This window comes from Snodgrassella sp. W6238H11, assembly GCF_016100525.1.
Taxonomy (GTDB): Bacteria; Pseudomonadota; Gammaproteobacteria; order Burkholderiales; family Neisseriaceae; genus Snodgrassella; species Snodgrassella alvi.
This window is the reverse complement of record NZ_JACFSH010000004.1, coordinates 124,321-139,406: the sequence shown is the minus strand read 5'-3', so window position 1 is coordinate 139,406 and position 15,086 is coordinate 124,321. Positions and strand designations below refer to the sequence as shown.

The window sequence follows — 15,086 nt, the reverse complement described above, 5'->3', positions numbered from 1 at the left end:
AATAGAATAATTTTATTTAGACATTTTAGACAAAAGAGAGATAATTATTTTTGAGTTTATACTTGTGATAAAAAACCGCCGGTTTATCTTTTATTCAGATAAATGGCGGTTGTATGGCAAACAGCTGTGATTTTAATTTGCCAGATCCCCTTTCAGAGCAACACCTGCAACCACTCCGCCGACATGACACTCATATTCTTTTGTACTAGCCATACTGTTTTTCTTATAATAGCTGACAATATTGGTTACTTTACTGGCTTTATGAGCAACGGCCTGTTCCTGTAGCTGTTTTACAGCAGATAGAAATGCCCAACGGCAGGCTTCTTCATCTGTTTTGCCTACACTATTGGTTTTACGGTTGCTAACCAGACCGGCACGCACTACCCGTCCGGAACTCTGAGCAAAATAAACTTTTATTTTCGGATTCAATACCTGTGCAGCTTCCGGTGCATTAATTGCATCCTGAATAGACAAAAGCAATTTATCATCACGTGCATAAGCAGCAGACACACAAGCCAGCAATGCTGCCAGCGTTATTACTTTAGAAAACTTTTTCATTCCTTACTCCTTTTAATTAATGAAGTGTACTACATGATGAATCAAGATTGTCTGATTTTGCTTGCATCATCCGAAGTCTCCGGACAATACAATAACCTGAAACTGGATCAGGCAGACAAACAGCGTTTACAGAAAAATCCGCATTTAGCTCTGCGTACCGACTGGCAAAGCAGCCGGTTTTTGAAACAGCAGCTTTCAGCTTTCTATAAACAGCTTTCTCTAACACATAAGAAAGGTTATGCCGGTTTAATCGCCTGTTCTTCAATACAGCATATTCCAGGTATTGATATGGAGTATGCACAGGAACGTGATTTTATATCACTGGCAAAGCTCTGCTGTACAGATAACGAACAGAAATGGCTATTTGAACAGCAGAATTTATCTTGCTCTTTTTACCAGTTATGGACACTTAAAGAAGCATTAATTAAAGTCAGACATGGTCAGTTATCTGATATGCACCAATATAATTTAATACCTGACGGATATGATGGAATTTATATTCCGGCATTGGATAATCCGGTTCAGGCATACAGCTGTATTGTCGATAATTGCTGGCATATCAGTGTAGTCTATCCTGCTGACTGCTCGGCATCCCCGTTAAATTGTACTTATGGATTTGGTCGCTGGCATAACTACAAATTTAACTGGCATCAATGGCCCGTTAGCTCATCCGTTTAAATATCAGAGATGAATTTACCCCTCCGAAAGCAAAATTATTATTCATAACAAACTCTGTATCAATTTCGCGGGCTTTATTGACAATATAATCCAGCTCACCGCACCGGCTATCAATCTGATTGAGATTCAAAGTTGGTGCAAACCAGCCTTCATTCATCATGTGAATTGAAAACCATGATTCCAGTGCGCCGCAGGCGCCAAGAGTATGTCCAAGATAACTTTTTTGCGAACTGATCGGCACGTATCCGAATACATCCGCCGTAGCAAGAGTTTCCGCAATATCTCCCTGTTCAGTTGCTGTACCGTGACCATTAACATAACCAACTTCAGCAGCCGGCAGATGCGCATCTTCAAGTGCCATCTGCATACAACGGCGCATTGTTGTACGTTCCGGTCGGGTGATGTGCGAGCCATCACTAGTACAGGCAAATCCCACAACTTCAGCATAAATTCTGGCTCCGCGTGCTTTAGCCATTTCGTACTCTTCCAGTACAAGAATACCTGCACCTTCACCAATAACCAGTCCATCACGATCAGCATCATAAGGACTTGGTGATAGCTCCGGAGTCTCATTACGCAAACTTGTTGCATATAACGAATCAAACACGAAAGCTTCAGAAACACATAACTCCTCACCACCTCCGGCTAGCATCATATCAATTTTGCCAGATTTAATTGCTTCATAAGCATAACCAATTGCCTGATTACCTGAAGCACAGGCACTGGATGTAGGAATCACCCTTCCGGTCAGACCAAAGAAAATTGACAGATTAGCAGCCGTAGTATGCGGCATTATACGTACGTAGGTATTGGCATTAAAATTTGCAGAGCTGCCATTAAGAACAAGTTCGCTGATGTCGCGAATATCCTGCGGACTACCTGTAGACGAACCACATGCTACACCCATCCGCCCGTCCTTAATAGACTCATCTCCGAGCAGTCCTGCATCTGCCAGTGCATTTTCAGCAGCCTGTGTACACATCTGGGCTACTTTTCCCATACTGCGCAGTTGTTTGCGCGTCCAGTGTGCAGGAGGAGAATAGTCTGTCACCGGCGCAGCCAGTCTGGTATTTAAATCCTGATACCGATCCCAGCTTTCCATACGGACTACTTTATTTTTATAAGCCAGCAAACCGCTTTTAACTGTAGACCAGTCATTTCCCAGCGCGCTGACACCGCTCATGCCTGTAATCACAACACGTCTCAACATAAACCTCCGTTTACAGCCAGCACCTGCCGGGTAATGTAAGCAGCCTGTTCTGATACCAGAAAAGCTACTGCATGGGCTACTTCCTCTGCCCGTCCCATACGATTCATAGGTATAGCCTTCAGAATCTCAGCAACAGGTACATGTTCATCAATCATTTCTGTTTCGATCAGCCCGGGCGCTATACAATTAACAGTAATTTTGCGTCTGGCCAGCTCAACTGCCAGTGCCTTGGCTGCCCCAATCATACCGGCTTTGGATGCACTGTAATTTACCTGTCCCCGATTACCTATTATTCCGGAAACAGAAGCAACGCAAACAATACGCCCGGCTTTCCGCCGGCGTATCATAGGCATCATCAGCGGATGCAGTACATTGAAAAAACCATCCAGATTGGTATCCAGCACCTGATCCCAGTCATCGTTACTTAGTGCCGGAAAAGCGTTATCACGAGTAATACCAGCATTCAGTACCACACCATAATAAGCACCATGCTGTTCTATATCATTTAGTAAAACTTCCTGACAGGCTTGCCGGTCACTGATATCAAAAGTCAGTATGCGGCTGTGAGAGCCAAATGCCGCTATTTCAGCAGCTACTTTTTCGGCATCAGCACGCCGGCTGCGGCAATGCAGTACAATATCCCAGCCAGCCTGAGCCAGCGTCAGTGCGATTGCTCTGCCGATTCCGCGTGCGGAACCGGTAACCAGAATGGTTTTATCATTATTCATCATGTATTAGATCATTTTCAGTAGGACTGTATACATTAAGTGCTGCTTCCGCCAGCAACTGATTCGGATTTCTGGCTTCATCACACAACCATAACTGGCTGTCAAAAACACCAAAGCCGTTTGTATCCTGTAAAGAAGCATGAATTTTAATTTGCAAGATAACGGGTACTGGTAATGCTGAAAAATAAAGTTGAAGCTTTCTTGTTCCCAGTAAGAAACCTAGCCGCACCGGTTCACCGGCATCATGAGCTAATGCTCCGGCCCATGCCGCTACGCCCTGCGCCATGATTTCCATTGCTGCCCATGAATGAAGACATTCTCCCTTTACCAGGATCTGATTTGGTTTTACGTATGCATAGGCTGTTAAGCTATGTTCATTGTAATTTACAATTTCATCCAGTAACACCATTTTGCCACTATGCGGCAGCAGGGAAGCCACATCATAAATCGGGGTTTGCATTATTGCTCCCCATAATCAGTGCGGTATTATTACCACCAAAAGCAAATGAAGTACTTAATGCTATGCGCGGACTATCAGCATTGAATGCTTCCTGAAATTGTGTCAGATGAATGAATGCTAATTCGGGATCAAGATTTGTTTTTGCCCGATGCGGGGGTAATTTACCATCAGGATTAATTTGGCGACTGATTACTGTCCATAAGAAAGCTGCTTCGAGTGCACCTGCTGCCCCAAGTGTATGACCAGTAAGTGCTTTAGTTGAAGCACAGGATACTTCCTCACCCAATTCGTTATGAATAGCCAGCGCTTCCATAGCATCATTCTGAGTAGTGCCAGTACCATGCAGATTAACCCAGCCAATAGCACTGGCTGGCAACTGTGCTTTAAGTAAAGCCTGCTGAATTACTTTTCTGGCTCCTTCTGCATCAGGGCGCGGACTGGACATATGATAGGCATCACTGCTTGAACCATATCCTAATAGAGGCAGACCTCTGGCCGGATTCCGGGTCATTACAAATACAGCTGCTGCTTCACCAATATTGATACCATCGCGCATGGCGGTAAACGGCTGACATTGCCCGGAAGATAATACCTGTAATGCATGAAAACCATTAATAGTCAGCGCCGAAAGAGTATCTACTCCGCCACAAATTACAGCGTCGCACATACCAGTACGCAATAACCGTGCCGCACTTATGAGTGCTCGTGCTCCTGAAGTACAGGCAGTTGATATACCATAGCGGACATTACGCAACTGATACATCTCAGCCACAAAATCTGCCGGTGAAGACATTAACTGCAAGGTCTGATTATAACCACTGTTTGCCCAGTCCTGCCGCGTAAAACCATACTCAATAGCGGCCCTGTTATCATCACTTCCAGTTGTCGATGTACCGAGTACAACTGCTACCCGATCGTTCCCATATTCAGTTATGGCAGCCTGAATGTCTTCTTCAATCTGTGAAAGTGCGTGCCAGAGCAACTGATTATTACGACTACAGAAATCCGGGTTCAATCCGGCCGGAAAGGGTCTTAATGCTGTCTCGACTGATCCGAATAAATATGATTTACCATTTACCCAGAAATCGCTACGGGTAAGATAACTGTCTGCTTCACCCAGCAAAGCACTTATATGCTCATGTACACCACAGCCCAAAGCACTGACCATAGCAGGACGACTTAGAAAAACCGGTTTATTCATCAGTCACCTCCCGGATTTTCCAATGCTGTTTATGCCATTCTATTTCTGCAGCCATACCATCTGTACCAGAAGAAACTCTTACATCATTCAGTTCAGCAGGTACAGACCAGTGATACTGATAACCAAGATAAGCATAGACAGCAGTAAATAGCTGACGTGCTTTGGGATTAGGAGGTAAAAAACCGTCATTATGCCATTTTCCCTGTTGCAGAATCTGTCTGGATATCGGTGCACCTAAACCATCAACCTGTACAAACCGCCATTGCTGCTCCGACAACGGTTCAATTAACAGCAGACTGTTACTGCCATTTTTATCTGTAACCTGCAAAGTGAGCGTTTGCTTCAATACCGGTAACGAATCAATCACAGGTAAACTTTGACAGGCGCTCAGACAAAACAACATCATCAGCCAAATAACAAAATTCTTTAACATATTTTGGCTTGACCACAAATTTCTGCCAGAACAGCCAAACGACGTTCTGAATTGATAACATAAGGGTTGGTTTCATCCCATGCATAGCCGGCAAGAATAGAGCTTATCATGCGTCTGATTTCAGGATTAATTTTTTCAGCATATATAACATCCTGAAAAGCTGTGCTATACCAGCCATTGACATAAGTCTTAAAGGTGTTAATACCTATCTGTAATTTATCAGCAAAATCCTGCTGCCAGTTTACTGTTTCTCCGGAAAACTGCCGGTGCAACACATCTGTAGCCAGTTTGGCCGAATGCATGGCAATCGTTACGCCGGATGAAAAAACCGGATCAAGAAATTCTGAAGCATTTCCTAATAAAGCAAAGCGTTTTCCATACAGACTTTTAACGTTAGCAGAATAATTGCGTAAGGTCCGGAATGGTACATCGTTGTGCCATTGTGCATTGACCAGAATGCGTCTAAGCATTGGCACTTCACTGACAAATTTTTGTAAAATAGCCTCCGCTCCCTCTGCTCCATGATTGTTCAGACATTCCGGCAAGCCGACCACACCAATAGAGGTACGATTGTTACTGAACGGAATAAACCAGAACCACACATCACGTAAATCAGGATGGGTACATATCAGAATTTTGTTACGGTCAAATACCGGATCTGTAACATTATCATCAATATGAGTAAAATAAGCCATGCGTTCAGGCAAGAAAGACGGCTGTTCCAGATCAAGCAATTTTGCCAATACCCGTCCGTATCCGCTGGCATCCAGCACAAATTGCGTCCGAATCTGATAAGGCATTCCCTGTGTATCCGTTACTGACAGAACAGCAGCATCCTCCTCAAACTCAATCCCGTTAACACTGTGCTCAAAACGAACTTCTACGCCCTGTTTCTGTGCTTCACTAATAAGAATATGATCAAAACGCCCCCGCATTACCTGAAAGGTAGTACCCGGACCCGGTGAAAATTTATCGGTAAAATCTATAGTGGTATAGCGATTACCCCAGCTAAATGCCGCACCATTTTTAAACTGGAAACCATCGTCAACACCTGCATTTACTGCTTCCAGCATTCCGGCCTCTGCAATAAATTCCATGCAATGAGGTAACAGGCTTTCGCCAATCACAAACCGGGGAAAAACTTGTTTTTCAAGTACACAAACCCGATAACCTTTTTTATTTAATAAAGCACCGGCAATAGCTCCGGACGGACCGGCACCAATTATTACTACATCAAACTGACTCATTACACCTCCCCCTGTTATCGGCTCCGGGCAACAAGGCCAGAGCCAGTATCATGCTAAAAAATACCCCAAGAGCAACACTGCGACCAAAACTGGCAATAGCCGGAGTTGCGCTGAAACCAAGAATAGCAAACGAAATCATTGTTGTTGTCGCAGCCAGCAATACACCGGCCAGACGTTCGGCTACTGCCATCTGTTTGACGGAAACATAGATTGCATAATCCATACCTATTGCCGTTACCAGAAACAGACCAAAAATAGCAAATAAAGACAATGGCCAGCCTGCATAAGCAAATACAGCCAGACAGGCTAATGAAGACAGAACAGGTACAGCCAGCATTAAAAGTCCTTTACGCCAGCCAAAAGCATAAGCCAGCAATACGATGGCCACCAGATAAGAAGCTATCTTCAAAGCAATTGCCTGATTTCGCGTATGTGTAAATAACTGATTTAATGCCTGTAAATTATTAACAAAATAAATACCGTTATTTTTATCGGCCAGCTTCTGTAAAGCAGTAACCTGACTTACTCCTGACAAACTGACAATAGCCGCAACTTTTCCGTTACTCATTTTGCCCAGATACAAATCCTGCCATGCGGTTCCCAGTTCATTATCAAGACTTTGGGAAATTGTTTGCAAAGGTAGTTTTTGTAAACCAGTCAGATAATCCCGGATACTGTGATCATCTATGCCCAAATTAACTAAATCACGCCAGTTATCTGTATTGCTTGACAGACGACTTACATCCTGCTGGCGCTGCTTTTGGATGCTAAGCGGCATAACCCACTGATCAAGAGACTGAAAACCAGATAATTGTTTTTGTATAACCAAATCCTGTAATGATTTGCCCAGAGTACGACTTTTCAGTAACAATTCATCATCATTATCTGCCTGTAATACAAAATACTGTCCGGACGGCATCGTCTGAGTAAGTAAACCGATTTTTTGTGCCTGTGCCATCCATTGTGGTGACAGATTGGCCCACTGGCGGATATCATCCTGAGTGTTCAGCCGCAATAAGCCTCCGCCAATAAGCAGCAGAATCAGTAATACCGGCCATTTTTTCTGTACCATAATCTGCCTCTTGCGGACGATAAATTTACCGAAAGACAACATGGCACTCAAAGCCTGAGGATAGATATATGCCTGAGTAGTAGAAAAAAATGCAGGTAAACAAAGTAAGCTGAATAAAAATGCACTAATCAGCGCAGCAGCAGAAAATATCGCCGTCTGCTGCAATATCGGCAAAGGTGTAATCAGTAAAGCCGCATAACCCAGTAAAGTAATAATCAAACTTAATAAAAAGGCTTTAGCTGCAATATGTAAAGCCTGCCAGCGATTCCATTGCTGCTGAATCACGCCACTGGCCAGCCAGTGCAAAGGAAAATCCAGCAATACACCCATCAAACTGGTTCCCACTACCAGAGTGAGAATATGGATATGTCCGAAGAGCATTACGGTAGCTGCCAGACCAAATAAGATGCCTACTGCCAGAGGAAGTAATAAATATAAAATACGCAGACTGCGGAAAAGCAACAACAGCAGCAGAAAAGTTAAGCCCATACCCAGTATACTCATATACTGGCTTTCCTTCTCTCCGGTGGCTTTATTTTCTGCGGCAAAAATAGCACCACCAGCCATCAGTACCTGCACATCCTGAGATGCCTGAGTATCATGAATTACTTTAAGAAGACCATCTGGTACATTAATCAGTCCGGCTTTTTCCGGTAAACGCGCCCGTAGTAAAACCCATGTAGTATCACCATCATCTATATTCAGCCAGCCCGTCTGAAAATTATAATAAACAGGTCCGTCCTGACTGGCCTGATGCATAATGATGTTACCCAGTCCGAGCCAGTCCTGATCAACAGGCAATATGCTACGCTCAGCAAACGGATTAACGAGTGTTTGCGCCTGTCTGGCAAAAGCTTCTTCAGGCTGATTGATAATATTGCGCCAGCTTTGTTCTGAAACGACAGCCAGGCTCAGTCGTTGCATACTGGCCTGCAAAGCGGCAATATCTGGCTCAAGTTTACCTGTAACAGACTGGAATATATGACTATCCTGCCATTTTTGCTGAATCATCTGTGCCGCCTCAACCGCCTTGTCAGGCGATTTACTGCCCACTAAAACCACAATATCACGGTTCATGCGCTGATTCATGCGCATTTTAGCCATTTGCTGTGCCTGTGTATTCTGCCCGTCATCAGGCAACAGGCTGGTTAAATCAGTATCCAGACGATTCTGTTGCAGAAAGCTATAAAATAACGCTACCGCCACAAAAAATATCAGCAGTAAATAAAGACCAGCCCAGACGCGTTTACGGTAAAACGGCATTTTGCTCAAACCTGTTCAGGGCTGTATTAATTTTCAAAGCGGAAAATGTAATTTCTGTACGATCGCCCTGCACTTCAGACAGTACAATTTTTTTCACCGACTCATCACCCTGAATATCAATTCTGGTGAAAATTTGTTTCATCAATACACTTTTCGGCTGTAATTGTAATTTCCAGTTTTGAGCAGTACCTTGCAACTGCATAGTAAACTGGCTTTGTATGCTATTGGTTTGCCCGGCAAGCAGATCCAGAAAAAGCTTTACCTGATTTTTTTGCGCACTGGCTGATTGTTTGCTGGCAATCCATTTATTATTGGCGTTTAGCTGATCAATACCTGATTTACGCACCCTCATGGTATCTGCAAAAGGTTTTTTCATCTGCCATAATAAGCCGGCTTTTGGTACCAGTACAAACTGTCCCTGTGCAATAATGGGTTTATTGGTACCACGCAAAAAACGCTGCTGCGTGAAATCACCTTTTATATTTTGCGGCCGTTGCAATTGATTTTGTAACTCAGTTAAATCAAAAGCCCATAACAATCCACTAAACAGGCAACACCAGCAAATAAATAAAATTTTTCTCAACATATTAATCTTCCCCTTTCAAACCATTTTGCATGGCACTCCGCACTGCCTGTAACCAGCTTTCCGGAGTCTGAAACTGAGTTTCCCGTGTCTGCATACACACAGCAACCTGCATACTTGATGCCTTGGTAAGCTTTTTGCCGCTGATAATGTCACTGATGACATAATCAAACTTCAAACAGCTTTCATATTCTTTTAATACAACTTCAACGCGGATTTTCTGTCCGAAAACAGCCGGTCGTACATACTTGAGATTAAGTTGCACAATCGGCCAGCCATAACCGTTGGTTTTCATGACATTGTAATCATAACCTATAGCACTTAAAAAAGCACAGCGTGCTACTTCCAGATATTTGACATAATGTCCGTGCCAGACAATATCCATTGAGTCGACATCAAAGAAAGGTACTTCAATAATCACACTGTGCCGTAACTGCTTATATTGCCCTGTCATCCTGATTCCAAAAATCAAAAAAATTAAACCATTGTCTTGGTGCTTTACAGCAATAAGTACCTAATAATTGAGCATATTGCTGAACATATTGTTTAATACAATGCTCCCTTTTTTGCCGTTTCCAGTTCACATTTGCTGCAAAACGCTGAATATGTAAATGATACTTACCCTGCTGTTTAAAGCAGAACAAGGTATTGACTGGTACTTTTAATAATCCGGCTAATAACCATGGTCCCTGTGGCCAGTTTGCTGTCTGCCCGAGAAAAGGGATGGCTACAATTTTCTCTCCTCTTACCGGTACACGGTCAGCAGCAATAGCCAGCCACTCACCACGCTGCACTCTTTCATTCAGCTCCATCATTACCTTTGTATCCAGAGATGTCACCTGAATTAAACGAATCCGTGAAGCACCGGCGTCTTTTAAAGCCTGATTAAATTTCACTGCATGGCTGCTATGAATCAGCACATTCAGTATAAGACTCTTATGTTTTTTGACTAATGCACGGCAGATTTCTGTATTTCCTAAATGTGAACAGACAAATATCTGACCCGTAGTACCTGCAACAGGTTGATCAATATACTGAGTAAGATTATCCGGATCATGAATAATCAGATCTTCATATCTGATGCGCCCCTGCCAGACCGCGAAGCGGTCGACTATAGCCTGAGCAAAAGCATAAAATTGCCGGAATACAGATCCTTTTACGGACAGAATCCGGGACAGCTCTGTATGGTTTTCTGCTAATAAATGCTGATAACAGGCAACATTTCGGCGTGCCGATGACGCGGTCAGATAAAAATATGCCACTACTATACAAACTATCGGTGACAAAAGCAGTACAGGACAATATTTAACCAGATAACGGGTCAGAAGCAAGGCAAAGCTACTTCCCCGTTCCTGCTGATTAGCCCAGTGGCGGATTGAATTAGCCATGGAGCTTCCTTTTCCGGCGATTTCGTAAAATATCCGGTAAATTCAATAACATATTGAAAAATAAACGTGCATGCATTCTGGAAATCAGAACATTATCCTTCCAGACCCGAAAATGGGAAATACCATCGGAAGCATAAGTAATCGGGGTATCAATCCAGATAAAGACACAGCCCCGCCGATGCAGATGCACCAGAAGCTCAGCATCAAAATCCATGTAATTACCGATTTTTTTTTCTCTGATCACATCAAAGGTAGGAACCAGCGGATAAATACGGAATCCGCACATTCCATCTTGAATATCCATTGATAACGTATTTACTGCCAACCAGAAATTAGTAATTTTACGTCCATAAAGACGTGCTTTTGGTGTATCGTCATTGTAAACCGGTCGCCCGCAAATAACTGCATGAGGCTGTGCTTCAGCGGCAGTTATCAGTTTTTGCGTATCTTCCAGACAATGCTGTGCATCAGCATCTACCTGCAAAATATGTGTATAGCCATGTACGGCAGCATACTTTATGCCATCCTTAACCGCTGCACCTTTGCCACCGTTACTGGCACGATAAATTATTTCAATACCGGGTTGTAATAATTCACGTAATTGCGTACGAATTGTTTCATCAGAACCGTCATCTACAATCAGACAATCTATCCCGTAGCCCAGCATCGACTGAGCTACCTTACCTACTGTATGCAAATGGTTATAATGCGGAATCAATGCCAGCACTTTCATGATGCATCACTTTCACTATCAGGTATCACCAACCGGCCGGAAGTAATTTTTTTATCCTGCATTGTGCATTGAAAGGAAATTTTTCTGCGGACACAATCACGCTTAAATACCAGTTCAACAACATCAGCCGGCCGAAGAAAATGTTGAAATTTCAGATTTTCCATTTGTAACGGTGCCTGAACCAGCCACGAACATTGTTGTAGCAGTTCTATTATCCATTTAATCTGAATAACGCCCGGTACCAGATGAAATACATCGAAATGACCTTTGAAATACTCCAGATCCAGAGGGACCTGAATACGTAACCAGTATTCATCTGCAGAAATCATTTTTTGATCCAGAACAACAGGATTGATAACTGGCTGTAAAATGGCCTGTTGTACATCCTCCGGATTCAGTTTACTTTGTGTATTGCGCGGTAACACTGTTGTAAACCGCCAATGGCGCGGCAAGGCAATTTTTTCCTGACTTTTAGCCAGATAGTTTTTTAACTGATGAATAATAACTTTGCGTCCCTGTTTGCACCATTCCTGAATGCCGGCATCGGTCAAAGCCACCCATGCCGCAAGATGAGTACCCTCAGGATGCTTTAGAATATGAATATCAGCAACCCATTCATGCTGCATAAGCTGATTTTCCAGTTGCATAAGGGAAATACGTTTATCTGCCAGTTTGATAATCCGGTCTATCCTGCCTAACAAATCAAAACCATTTTCATGCTCCACCACTGCATCAGCCAGTAATTGCTCGGTAGTACAGCGCTGCGACTGAACAGCCAAACCATTCTGACTAACGCTATAACTAATATCAGGAAAAAACTGCCAGTATGGCTGTTTGATTCGACTGGCTACTGCGCCAGTTTCAGTACTACCATAAATTTCAATTACTTCAGAGCAGATATGTTCATGCAAAAAATCTTTATTGGTTTGTGCCAGTATTCCGCCGGCAGAAATAACAGCACTCACATGCCCTTTAGCCAGAGAGATATCATGAGTTTGCCGGAATGTATGCAGTAAAGTCGGGCTGCTGATCCAGATAACTTTTTTAAAAGCCTGACTAGTTACCAGCAATAACTCCGGAAAAATAAGGCGCTGGCGATAAAGCGGCAATCCAAGATACATGCTGAGCATAATAAGAAAGCTCAGCCCATACATATGCTGTACACTGACACTGCCCAGCACAACCGGCTGGTCTTTGATAACTGAATCCGGTAATACCGCTGCCAGAATCTGTGCCTCAAGACACAATACGTTCCAGTCTTTTTTAATCAGTTTGGCTTTACCGGTAGAACCTGATGTTTGCAAAAATACCGCGATATTATTTATTGGCTTTCTGTCAGACTCACTGTAACTCTGTGAAATCCATGCAGATGCCGGTAATGACGGAATATTTAGTTGATTATTAATTTCATCAGACAGATAAATATCTACAGTCTGCTCCAGCCACTGAGCATTTTCATCAGAAAGATTAGCCGGCAGATAAACATCTGTACCGGCCTGCACACATGCCAGTAAAGCGATAGCAAAATGAGCACTATCATCAAAATACAGACCGGCACGTTTGACAGAATGATCAGACAAATACTGGCTTAATGCCGTTATTTGTGCCATGGCCTGCTGCCAGCTCAGGCTGCTCTGACCAGTAGTAAATAAAGCCTGACTTCGGGCCCGCTCTGCCCAGAATTGCTCTGACGTCATCATATTTATATTTTTAATATTAACCGCCGATACAGAAACTCTCCGCCAAACAGTATTCCCATCAGCAGATAAGAAATCAGCCCTGTATATACAGTCCATGCGTGCCAGTATTCACCGGTAATCAAACCAGCGGTAATTATGATATTCACACAAAAAAAACCGCACCATATCTGAGTAATACGTCTGGTATAGCGTACACCTGAAGCAGGCAGATCAGGACGCTGTAAGCGGGCAAGACGCTCAATTAAAGACTGCCGGCTATACAGACTTGCACCAAATACCAGCAAAAGCAGCGCACTTACCATTACCGGATACCAGTACATGGCTTTAGCTGAATGCAGCCATGCTAAAACGATAAACAGTAACATTACTGCACATGACAACAGCTTTTGTAATGGCTGACGATTAAGTAATGCCCGTAACAGCCAGATCAGCGCCATTAATACTGCAACCGGAATAACACCGGTGTATTTTTGACCAAAATACCAGATAAACGGGTAAAGGATACTGACCAGAACGAGTACAGTATTAATTACCGGATATAATTTAGGCATTCTCGGCCTGTTTGGCCTTGTTCATGACTGCCTGAATTACATCAGCTACCGTACGCACATTGCGAAAATCCTCTGCCTGTAATTTGTGTCCAGTCTGGCGCTTGATATAATCAATCAGATCAATAGCATCAATACTGTCAATTTCTAAATCCGCAAATAAATCGGCTTCCGGTTTGATTCGCTCTGGAGCAATTTCAAACAGATTTTCCAGTGCATTTGCCAGAATGGCATAAATTTCCTGTTCAGTCATACACAGGTTTCCCTTTTAAAATAAAAACAGGTTATCTTTAACGTTTGCTTTGGATGTAATTTGCTAATGTATTAACACTAAAAAAATACTCGCGCAGCTGGCTGCTGTCATTTTCCATTTGCAAACCAAATTTTTTCTGGATAGCCAGACCTAACTCCAGAGCATCTACTGAATCAAGTCCTAGACCATCATCCCCGAATAAGGCCATATCATCACCTATATCATCTGTTGTGATATCTTCCAGCCCTAAACTGTCAATAATTAATTCTTTAATCTGAATAACTAAATCGCTCATTTACTACTTTCTTCTACTGCATTCCTGCTGGAAATATTCCTGCAACTGCTGGTTAAGTTGTCTTGCCGCAATTGGCAAAGGTTTGCGTTGTAACCACTGCTGTGGATCGATATCATCACCAACATAAAAATCATAATGAATTTTCTGTTTTGGTATCTGATACCAGGGTTGGTTTTTTTTCAGTGCCGGCGGATTCATGACAATCACGACCGGAGTAATTACGCTGGCACTGCGTAATCCGATAGACACAGCACCACGATTAAAACAAATTTTATTATCCCATCCGGTACGTGTGCCTTCAGGAAAAATCAGCATACTCTGCCCGCTGCGCAGTATTGCATCCGCATCCTCAATAACCTGTAAGGATTCATCATTCGGTAAAAATCCACAGGCAAGTATCGAGTTTTTCATTACCGGATTATGCAACAAATCCTTCTTAACAATACAGTTGAGCACCGGTACTTTGGCCAGCATAAACACAACATCCAGTAATGAAGGATGATTCACTAAAATCAGTTGCCCGGGGCGACCCAAACGTTCAAAACCATGATAGCGGACAGCAATAACTCCTGTGATACTCAGATAACGGATAAATGCCGCCCAGACAGATGCAACCAGCCGTCGCGCCTTTATCTGGCTGCCTGCATTTTTTCTTGCAGCAGGTAAGGTATAAGGCCACAGAATTATTTTAAACAGCAGCCCGAATACACCAAAAATTACAAAACCCATTGCTGTT

General features: G+C 43.1%; 18 protein-coding genes. 1 reads left to right on the top strand and 17 read right to left on the bottom strand.

Annotation, left to right across the window (positions count from 1 at the left end):
- Nucleotides 1-132 precede the first annotated feature (132 nt).
- Nucleotides 133-558 (bottom strand): excinuclease ATPase subunit, encoded by a 426-nt coding sequence (locus tag H3V00_RS08660; RefSeq protein WP_198207584.1) that lies wholly within the window; start codon nt 556-558, stop codon nt 133-135.
- Between the two features lie 33 nt (nt 559-591).
- Between H3V00_RS08660 and H3V00_RS08655 the strand changes: the two genes are divergently transcribed.
- Nucleotides 592-1,236: a 4'-phosphopantetheinyl transferase superfamily protein gene (locus H3V00_RS08655; protein WP_198207586.1), complete on the top strand. Its 645-nt coding sequence runs from the start codon at nt 592-594 to the stop codon at nt 1,234-1,236.
- On the opposite strand, the gene H3V00_RS08650 is transcribed toward H3V00_RS08655, so the two are convergent.
- From H3V00_RS08650 to H3V00_RS08575, 16 genes are read right to left on the bottom strand one after another with little or no spacing between them, the layout of a single operon-like run.
- Nucleotides 1,220-2,446 carry a beta-ketoacyl-ACP synthase gene (locus tag H3V00_RS08650; RefSeq protein WP_198207588.1) on the bottom strand — a complete coding sequence of 409 codons (1,227 nt, stop codon included), beginning with the start codon at nt 2,444-2,446 and terminating at the stop codon, nt 1,220-1,222. The genes H3V00_RS08655 and H3V00_RS08650 overlap by 17 nt on opposite strands.
- A complete protein-coding gene (gene fabG, locus H3V00_RS08645) occupies nt 2,440-3,174 on the bottom strand; it encodes a 3-oxoacyl-ACP reductase FabG (RefSeq protein WP_370570104.1) in 735 nt (244 codons plus the stop codon). The genes H3V00_RS08650 and fabG overlap by 7 nt, the downstream gene beginning before the upstream one ends.
- Nucleotides 3,167-3,634 carry a hypothetical protein gene (locus H3V00_RS08640; RefSeq protein ID WP_078474304.1) on the bottom strand — a complete coding sequence of 156 codons (468 nt, stop codon included), beginning with the start codon at nt 3,632-3,634 and terminating at the stop codon, nt 3,167-3,169. Before H3V00_RS08640 ends, fabG begins: the two co-directional genes overlap by 8 nt.
- Nucleotides 3,615-4,835: a beta-ketoacyl-ACP synthase gene (locus H3V00_RS08635; protein WP_198207592.1), complete on the bottom strand. Its 1,221-nt coding sequence runs from the start codon at nt 4,833-4,835 to the stop codon at nt 3,615-3,617. The genes H3V00_RS08640 and H3V00_RS08635 overlap by 20 nt, the downstream gene beginning before the upstream one ends.
- Nucleotides 4,828-5,268 carry a hypothetical protein gene (locus H3V00_RS08630; RefSeq protein ID WP_198207594.1) on the bottom strand — a complete coding sequence of 147 codons (441 nt, stop codon included), beginning with the start codon at nt 5,266-5,268 and terminating at the stop codon, nt 4,828-4,830. The genes H3V00_RS08635 and H3V00_RS08630 overlap by 8 nt, the downstream gene beginning before the upstream one ends.
- Nucleotides 5,262-6,515, bottom strand: coding sequence for an NAD(P)/FAD-dependent oxidoreductase (locus tag H3V00_RS08625; protein WP_084551340.1), 1,254 nt, complete (start codon nt 6,513-6,515; stop codon nt 5,262-5,264). Before H3V00_RS08625 ends, H3V00_RS08630 begins: the two co-directional genes overlap by 7 nt.
- Entirely contained in the window at nt 6,502-8,850 is a 2,349-nt protein-coding gene (locus H3V00_RS08620; RefSeq protein ID WP_110413907.1) for an MMPL family transporter, read from the bottom strand. Before H3V00_RS08620 ends, H3V00_RS08625 begins: the two co-directional genes overlap by 14 nt.
- A complete protein-coding gene (locus tag H3V00_RS08615; protein ID WP_078474300.1) occupies nt 8,834-9,436 on the bottom strand; it encodes an outer membrane lipoprotein carrier protein LolA in 603 nt (200 codons plus the stop codon). The genes H3V00_RS08620 and H3V00_RS08615 overlap by 17 nt, the downstream gene beginning before the upstream one ends.
- A gap of 1 nt (nt 9,437) precedes the next feature.
- Nucleotides 9,438-9,887 (bottom strand): thioesterase family protein, encoded by a 450-nt coding sequence (locus H3V00_RS08610; protein WP_096765686.1) that lies wholly within the window; start codon nt 9,885-9,887, stop codon nt 9,438-9,440.
- On the bottom strand, nt 9,871-10,821 hold the full coding sequence (locus tag H3V00_RS08605; RefSeq protein ID WP_041879321.1) for a glycosyl transferase family 2: 951 nt from the start codon (nt 10,819-10,821) through the stop codon (nt 9,871-9,873). Before H3V00_RS08605 ends, H3V00_RS08610 begins: the two co-directional genes overlap by 17 nt.
- Entirely contained in the window at nt 10,814-11,554 is a 741-nt protein-coding gene (locus tag H3V00_RS08600; RefSeq protein WP_198207596.1) for a glycosyltransferase family 2 protein, read from the bottom strand. Before H3V00_RS08600 ends, H3V00_RS08605 begins: the two co-directional genes overlap by 8 nt.
- Complete coding sequence (locus tag H3V00_RS08595; protein ID WP_198207598.1) at nt 11,551-13,254, bottom strand: AMP-binding protein; 1,704 nt, start codon at nt 13,252-13,254, stop codon at nt 11,551-11,553. The genes H3V00_RS08600 and H3V00_RS08595 overlap by 4 nt, the downstream gene beginning before the upstream one ends.
- Before the next feature lie 2 nt (nt 13,255-13,256).
- On the bottom strand, nt 13,257-13,805 hold the full coding sequence (locus H3V00_RS08590; RefSeq protein WP_041879327.1) for a membrane protein: 549 nt from the start codon (nt 13,803-13,805) through the stop codon (nt 13,257-13,259).
- Entirely contained in the window at nt 13,798-14,055 is a 258-nt protein-coding gene (locus H3V00_RS08585; RefSeq protein WP_025330056.1) for an acyl carrier protein, read from the bottom strand. The genes H3V00_RS08590 and H3V00_RS08585 overlap by 8 nt, the downstream gene beginning before the upstream one ends.
- A gap of 37 nt (nt 14,056-14,092) precedes the next feature.
- Nucleotides 14,093-14,350 carry a phosphopantetheine-binding protein gene (locus H3V00_RS08580; protein WP_025330055.1) on the bottom strand — a complete coding sequence of 86 codons (258 nt, stop codon included), beginning with the start codon at nt 14,348-14,350 and terminating at the stop codon, nt 14,093-14,095.
- Between the two features lie 3 nt (nt 14,351-14,353).
- On the bottom strand, nt 14,354-15,079 hold the full coding sequence (locus tag H3V00_RS08575; protein WP_232335973.1) for a 1-acyl-sn-glycerol-3-phosphate acyltransferase: 726 nt from the start codon (nt 15,077-15,079) through the stop codon (nt 14,354-14,356).
- Nucleotides 15,080-15,086: the final 7 nt, after the last annotated feature.

Bases quoted from the DNA above. Each gene is read 5' to 3' on its own strand.
- H3V00_RS08575 (WP_232335973.1), bottom strand. From the start codon at position 15,079: ATGGGTTTTGTAATTTTTGGTGTATTCGGGCTGCTGTTTAAAATAATT.
- H3V00_RS08590 (WP_041879327.1), bottom strand. From the start codon at position 13,805: ATGCCTAAATTATATCCGGTAATTAATACTGTACTCGTTCTGGTCAGT.
- H3V00_RS08615 (WP_078474300.1), bottom strand. From the start codon at position 9,436: ATGTTGAGAAAAATTTTATTTATTTGCTGGTGTTGCCTGTTTAGTGGA.
- H3V00_RS08595 (WP_198207598.1), bottom strand. From the start codon at position 13,254: ATGATGACGTCAGAGCAATTCTGGGCAGAGCGGGCCCGAAGTCAGGCT.
- H3V00_RS08620 (WP_110413907.1), bottom strand. From the start codon at position 8,850: ATGCCGTTTTACCGTAAACGCGTCTGGGCTGGTCTTTATTTACTGCTG.
- H3V00_RS08605 (WP_041879321.1), bottom strand. From the start codon at position 10,821: ATGGCTAATTCAATCCGCCACTGGGCTAATCAGCAGGAACGGGGAAGT.
- H3V00_RS08660 (WP_198207584.1), bottom strand. From the start codon at position 558: ATGAAAAAGTTTTCTAAAGTAATAACGCTGGCAGCATTGCTGGCTTGT.
- H3V00_RS08600 (WP_198207596.1), bottom strand. From the start codon at position 11,554: ATGAAAGTGCTGGCATTGATTCCGCATTATAACCATTTGCATACAGTA.
- fabG (WP_370570104.1), bottom strand. From the start codon at position 3,174: ATGAATAATGATAAAACCATTCTGGTTACCGGTTCCGCACGCGGAATC.
- H3V00_RS08610 (WP_096765686.1), bottom strand. From the start codon at position 9,887: ATGACAGGGCAATATAAGCAGTTACGGCACAGTGTGATTATTGAAGTA.
- H3V00_RS08580 (WP_025330055.1), bottom strand. From the start codon at position 14,350: ATGAGCGATTTAGTTATTCAGATTAAAGAATTAATTATTGACAGTTTA.
- H3V00_RS08585 (WP_025330056.1), bottom strand. From the start codon at position 14,055: ATGACTGAACAGGAAATTTATGCCATTCTGGCAAATGCACTGGAAAAT.
- H3V00_RS08650 (WP_198207588.1), bottom strand. From the start codon at position 2,446: ATGTTGAGACGTGTTGTGATTACAGGCATGAGCGGTGTCAGCGCGCTG.
- H3V00_RS08625 (WP_084551340.1), bottom strand. From the start codon at position 6,515: ATGAGTCAGTTTGATGTAGTAATAATTGGTGCCGGTCCGTCCGGAGCT.
- H3V00_RS08635 (WP_198207592.1), bottom strand. From the start codon at position 4,835: ATGAATAAACCGGTTTTTCTAAGTCGTCCTGCTATGGTCAGTGCTTTG.
- H3V00_RS08655 (WP_198207586.1), top strand. From the start codon at position 592: ATGATGAATCAAGATTGTCTGATTTTGCTTGCATCATCCGAAGTCTCC.
- H3V00_RS08640 (WP_078474304.1), bottom strand. From the start codon at position 3,634: ATGCAAACCCCGATTTATGATGTGGCTTCCCTGCTGCCGCATAGTGGC.
- H3V00_RS08630 (WP_198207594.1), bottom strand. From the start codon at position 5,268: ATGTTAAAGAATTTTGTTATTTGGCTGATGATGTTGTTTTGTCTGAGC.